Annotated in this window: 3 protein-coding genes and 1 pseudogene; 1 reads left to right on the top strand and 3 read right to left on the bottom strand. The window is 33.3% G+C overall.

Annotated elements, in window-relative coordinates; translation table 11 throughout:
* Nucleotides 1–493 precede the first annotated feature (493 nt).
* Nucleotides 494–2,110: an alkaline phosphatase PafA gene (pafA, locus tag DR980_RS06475; protein ID WP_113634423.1), complete on the top strand. Its 1,617-nt coding sequence runs from the start codon at nucleotides 494–496 to the stop codon at nucleotides 2,108–2,110.
* 79 nt (nucleotides 2,111–2,189) lie between these two features.
* Here the strand turns inward: pafA and DR980_RS06470 are convergent.
* The 3 genes and pseudogenes from DR980_RS06470 to DR980_RS06460 all read right to left on the bottom strand — a co-directional run bounded on the left by DR980_RS06470 (nucleotide 2,190) and on the right by DR980_RS06460 (nucleotide 6,610).
* Nucleotides 2,190–3,606: pseudogene (locus tag DR980_RS06470) on the bottom strand (alkaline phosphatase).
* Between the two features lie 156 nt (nucleotides 3,607–3,762).
* On the bottom strand, nucleotides 3,763–4,983 hold the full coding sequence (gene lysA / locus DR980_RS06465; RefSeq protein WP_113634422.1) for a diaminopimelate decarboxylase: 1,221 nt from the start codon (nucleotides 4,981–4,983) through the stop codon (nucleotides 3,763–3,765).
* Between the two features lie 172 nt (nucleotides 4,984–5,155).
* On the bottom strand, nucleotides 5,156–6,610 hold the full coding sequence (locus DR980_RS06460; protein WP_113634421.1) for a glutamate synthase subunit beta: 1,455 nt from the start codon (nucleotides 6,608–6,610) through the stop codon (nucleotides 5,156–5,158).

Raw genomic sequence — 6,610 nt, 5'->3', positions numbered from 1 at the left:
CGAAGTGTTCGGAAAACGCCTCGGCTGGTCGCCTTTCTTTAATTTGAACTAGTTTCAGATTCTATTAAATCCTCATCATTTATTTGATGAGGATTTTTTGTTTTATAACTCTCTGAAGTTTGCAGACAACGCCTGGGCTGGTCGCCCATATTCAATCTAAACGCGTTTAAGATTTTTTTCATCATATTCATTAATCTGATTAGGATTTTTTGTGTATGCTAAGGTTTATGGATAATTTTTAGTTTTTTGAGTAGTATAATTCTTCTTTTTCTAATTTCTACAAGTTTTACACATGTATTATTTCTCCTTTTATAATATTTTTCAAACAAACCTGATTTTAAATAGCTATAAAATTATCCATGCATAGCTTACTGATTTTTGCGTAAATATTTTTAATGAAGTTAAGAATGGATTAATTTATTATCCTTAGGTGTTTGTTCGGAGTTTGATTAAAGTTTAAGTTGTATTTTTGTTTTAATTAAAAAAGTATAATATGAAAAGAATTATTTTGTTTTTGACATTTGTTATGTCTTTAAACTCACAAGCGCAACAACGCCCAAAATTAGTGGTAGGTATAGTGGTAGACCAAATGAAAATGGAATATCTATATCGTTTTTCAGATGATTTTTCTGCTAATGGCTTTAAAAGATTGATGAATAATGGCTATACTTTTCACAATATGCATTACAATTATGTACCTACTTATACTGCGCCGGGTCACGCGAGTATTTATACTGGAACTACTCCATCTACTCATGGCATAGTAGGGAATGATTGGTTTAATAAAGCTACTGGAAAAGATATGTATTGTACTGATGATGCTTCAGTTAAAACAATAGGTGACGGAACAGAAAAAGAGGGTGCAATGTCTCCAAAAAATTTGTTAAGCACTACCGTTACAGATGAGTTACGGATGGCGACAAATTTTAAAGGGAAAGTAATTGGGTTGAGTATCAAAGATCGTGGGGCAATTTTACCGGCTGGTCATTTTGCTAATTGGGCATTTTGGTACAGTAAAACTGGAGCTTTTATCTCAAGCACTTTTTATGGTCCGACATTGCCTAATTGGGTAACGGAGTTTAACCAAGAAAAGAGATACCTGAATTATATTAATAAAGGTTGGAATTTATTGAAGCCCATAGCTACTTATAATGAAAGTCTTCCTGATGATAATCCGTATGAAGGGAAATTAGATAAAGTTAATGCTCCGGTTTTCCCATATGATTTGAGTAAAATATACAAAGATAAAGGAGCTGATGTTTTGAGAACTACACCTTTTGGGAATGATATTTTGGCGGAATTAGCTATGAAAGCTGTTGAAAATGAAGATTTAGGTAAAGATGATATTACTGATTTTCTTACTGTTAGTTTTTCTTCCACTGATTATGTAGGACATACTTTTGGACCTCGTTCTATGGAGTTGCAGGATACTTATTTGCGTTTAGATCAAACGATAGCTCAGCTTTTAAACTATTTAGACAAGACCGTTGGAAAGGATAATTACTTGCTTTTTCTTACTGCTGATCACGCTGGAGCTGAAAATCCAAATTATCTAAAAGATAATAAATACAATGTTAAAAATATTCCTTCCAAAGATATTGTTGAGGCATTAAAAAAACATTCAAACGAAACATTTGGTTCAGATTTGATATTAGATTATTCTAACTTTAATATTTTCTTCAATAAAGAAATTATAAAACAAAAAGGTTTAGAATTAACTAAAGTAAAACAAAGTTTCAAAGAGTTTTTAATGACACAAGAACAGATTAAAAGAGTGTATACTGAAGAGGAAATTCTAGCATCTTCTGGAGACGATTATTTTTTAAGTTTTATTTCTAAAGGTTATGATCCTAAACAAAATGGTGACATTGTAATACTTGATAAAACGGGTTATATGGAATATCAAGCTACAGGAACTACACATGGTTCACCTAATAGTTATGATACACACGTTCCGTTACTTTTTTATGGATGGCATGTTCCAAAAGGAGAATTACATACAAAAAAATACATAACTCAAATAGCACCGACGCTTTCTCAAATGTTGAAAATTCCATTTCCAAATGGAACTGAATCTGAAGTTTTGGAAACGCTTTTGGAAAAAAAATAAAGGATTTAAAATCTTTTTAAATGAAAAAAAACTCCTCTCTTTTTAATAAGATAGGAGTTTTTTAATTTTATGGTTGTTTCTAAAATTTATTTTCTACTTCAGCGGCCTCTAGCATTAAATAATGTAGGTCGGTGTTTTTTATGAAAGGTTTCAGTAAATCACTTCCGGGTCCGTACATGGCTAACTCACTATAATCTGCAGAATGATCCATACTGATCCAACCTACTGAATTGTGTTTCTTTTGAATGTCAGCCAGTACTTTGAAGGGTAAATGTTTTGGATTATAGAGTCCTTCCTCTAATTTTATATTTGAATAAAAATTCAAAATTTCTTTTGCCTCATCTTCTTTTAAAATAGTTTTATTAGCATATTCAATTCTTTCAATTACTTGTGATACAGATGTTTCTTGACCAATTCCATTTAAAATCCAATCGTTAGTTTGTCTGTAATTTTGGATCGAATCAAAATTTTCATCAGCATCTTTTCCATAGATAATTCCTGGATTTGCATTTCCATGATCTGTTGTGATAATGACCAATGTATTTTTATCTTCTTCAGCAAAATCAATAGCAACTTTTACGGCTTCATCATGAGCTACTTGATCATAAAGTAATCCAGCGATGTCATTGCCATGTGCTGCCCAGTCTACTTTTCCTGCTTCAACTTGCAGTACAAAACCAGTAGGATGGTCTTTCATTTTAGCAATGGCACGTTCCGTCATTTCAGCTAGAGTTGGAATAGTTCCAGTAAGTTCTTTACTGCTTTCTCTGTCTTTGGAATAGGGTTAGGCCGTCGTTATAAAAAACTCCAAGTATTGGTTTACTGTTATCGCAGGCCAACATTTCACTTTTATTTTTTACAACAGAAAATCCATTTTTTGAAAATTTTTGGTACATATCACGTTTGTCTTTTCGGCTATCTGATGAGAAATAGTTATTTCCGCCACCCATCATGATATCAAATTTCAAGTCAAGATACATTTCAGCAATACTTTCCTGACTGTTTCTACTTTTTGAAGCAATACAAAAACCTGCAGGTGTGGCATGTGTTATAGGAACAGTCGTAACACATCCTGCCATTTTTCCTGCTTTTTTGAATTTTTGCCATATTGGAATGTATTCTTCTCCGTTTACGCCTACATTTAAGGAGCCATTTTTGACACGAAACCCACTTCCCCAAGAAGAACTTGCTGCAGCGGAATCTGTAACAATTGATGATGCTGATGCCATGTCCATCAATGCTCGTGTTACTTTGTTGTCTTTATACAATTGGATCCAATTACTCCCTATACCTGTTTTTCTATTCAAATAGATGTCAGCCATATTTAGTGTACCAATGCTCATTCCGTCACTAACGATTACAATTATATTTTTTGCTTTTTTATTTTTTTTTAAAGTGTCAAAATCTAGCTCGTTCGCCTTTCCTTCAAAAGGATTTAGGAGTGTAGCACCAATAGCAAATAAAGAACCGTTCTTGAAAAATTTCCGTCTATTCATTGTTAGTTTTTTTGTAAGAAGTTCAAAAATAAAGAAACTCTTTTACTGAATATGTTAAGGATTGATTATTTTTTGGAACATAATAATATTATTAAGAGATTTGTTTTGGTATCTAAAAAATAATCCCATTTACGAATGCAAATGGGATTATTTAGATTATGATGTTGTTACAGCTACGGGTAACGGAATTTGATTTTTAAGAATATCTTCAAAGGTTTCATGTGCTCTGATTAAATGCCCTTCACCATTCATCCATAAAACTTCGGCGGGCTTGTATCTCGAGTTGTAATTGGAAGCCATGGAGAAGCAATAGGCTCCTGCATTTCTAAAAGATAAAATATCACCTTCTTTTATTTCTGCAATTTTTCTGTTATTAGCAAAAGTGTCAGTTTCGCAAATATATCCTACTACGGAGTAGAAGCGTTCTTTCCCTTTTGGATGTGATATATTTTCGATATGATGTTGTGAACCATAAAACATTGGTCTAATCAAATGATTAAAACCACTGTCTATTCCCGCAAAAACTGTTGAAGTAGTTTGTTTAACGACATTTACTTTAGCCAAAAAGAAACCTGCTTCACTTACTAAAAATTTCCCTGGTTCAAATATCAAGGTTAATTCTTTTCCGTATTCGGTACAAAAAGCATTGAATCTTTTGGATAATTTTTTACCTAATTCTTCAATATCAGTTTCGATATCGTCTTTTTTATAAGGTACTTTAAATCCACTTCCGAAATCTAGGAATTCAAGGTTTTTGAAGTTTCTGGCGGCATCAAATAATATTTCAGCAGCATACAAAAACACTTCTATATCCAATATGTCAGAACCGGTATGCATGTGAATACCCACAATGTTCATTTTTGTATTTTCAACAATACGAACCAAATGAGGTAATTGGTGAACAGAAATACCAAATTTACTATCGATATGACCAACAGATATATTTGCATTTCCACCAGCCATTACGTGCGGATTTATTCGGATGCATACTGGAACATTTGGATATTTTGTACCAAATTGCTCTAATATGGATAAGTTGTCAATGTTTATTTGAACTCCCATGGCTGAAACTTCTTCAATTTCTTCAAGAGAAACACCATTTGGAGTGTAAAATATTTTTTCTGGTTCATAGCCTGCATGAAGTCCCAATAATACTTCTTGAATGGAAACAGTATCTAATCCTGAACCCATTTCTTTCAGTAACTGGAGTATGGCAACATTCGACAAAGCCTTCATTGCATAATTGATGCGCAACTTTTCTACCTTTGAAAAAGCTTTCGTTAATCTATTGTATTGAGATTGTATTTTTTCGGCATCATAAACGTATAATGGACTGCCAAATTGTTCTGCTAATTGTACTAAGTCTTTTGATTGCATGATTATTAATTTTGAGCAAATTTATTACTCTTTATTTAGTCCCACAAGCTAATGGATGAATTCTAACAAATTCTAACAAAAAGTTATAAATTAAACATTTATTTGAAATTTTATAAAAAAAATAACCCTTGACAAAATTTTTCTGTCAAGGGTTATATAATGGTATCAGGAGCTACAAGTTGGGTAAATCGCCATTTCCTTTGGTTGGTAAATTGGTATAACCCATTAAGTATTTATCGACTTCTCTGGCAGCTTCACGACCTTCAGATATTGCCCATACAATTAAAGATTGTCCTCTTCGCATGTCGCCCGCAGTAAAAATATGAGGAACATTCGTTTGATAATTGGTCGCTTTATAGTTGCTTCTCATATCAATTTCTAACCCTAATTGATTACTTAATGTTTTCTCAGGTCCTGTAAATCCAAGTGCCAATAAGGCTAAATCACAAGGCCATATTTTTTCCGAACCTTCTTTTTCTATCAATTCAGGTCTTTGTCCCGGTGTCATTTTCCAAGCCACTTCAACGGTTTTTAAACCTACAAGTTCTCCTTTTTCATTAGAAATGAATTCTTTGGTGTTGATTAACCAGTTTCTATTACAACCTTCTTCATGTGAAGAGGAAGTTTTTAATTGCAATGGCCAAAATGGCCAAGGAGTAGTTTCACTTCTTCCAACTGGAGGTTTTGGTAAAATCTCAAAATTAGTAACCGATTTGGCTCCATGTCTGTTTGATGTTCCCACACAATCAGAACCAGTATCTCCACCACCAATAACGATCACATCTTTACCGGTCGCCATTATTTGGTCAGGAATTATCTCACCATATAGTGATTTCGTTTGTTGCGTCAAGAAAGTCATTGCCTGAACAACTCCTTTACTTTCAATTCCTTTAGTAGGTAAACTTCTTCTTTCAGTTGCACCACCACATAATACGATAGAATCAAAAGCGTTCAATTCTTCAACACTATAGTTTACGCCAACATTTACATTAGTTTTAAAAGTGATTCCTTCAGCTTCTAAAACAGCAACGCGTCTGTCAATAATTGCTTTTTCCAATTTGAAATTTGGAATTCCATAACGCAATAATCCACCAATTGCATTGTCTCTTTCAAAAACAGTAACAGTATGTCCAGCACGATTTAATTGTTGTGCAGCCGCTAAACCAGCAGGACCAGAACCTATTACAGCTACAGTTTTCCCTGTTCTGATTTCTGGTGTTTGTGGTTTGATCCAACCTTCAGCAAAACCTCTTTCTATAATATTTTTTTCAATATTTTCGATAGCTACAGGCTCGCTAATAATTCCTAACACACATGATTTTTCACATGGAGCTGGGCATAAACGACCAGTAAATTCCGGAAAATTATTGGTTGATTGTAGTATTTCCAAGGCGCTTTCCCATTCTTCCTGATGCACCATGTCATTAAAATCGGGTATCAAATTCCCTAATGGACAAGCACTGTGACAAAATGGAATACCACAATCCATACATCTGGATCCTTGTTCTTTGATTTTATCTTTAGGTAATGTAATTGTAAATTCATTATAATTCGATACTCTTTCTGGAACAGCAACATTACTTTCGTCGGTTCTAGTATATTCTTTAAATCCTCCTATCTTTCCCAT

Origin of the sequence: Flavobacterium psychrolimnae (assembly GCF_003312425.1) — a bacterium.
In the GTDB taxonomy this organism is placed as follows: Bacteria; Bacteroidota; Bacteroidia; order Flavobacteriales; family Flavobacteriaceae; genus Flavobacterium; species Flavobacterium psychrolimnae.
The sequence above is the reverse complement of the archived record's forward strand: the minus strand, read 5'-3'. Positions and strand labels throughout refer to the sequence as shown.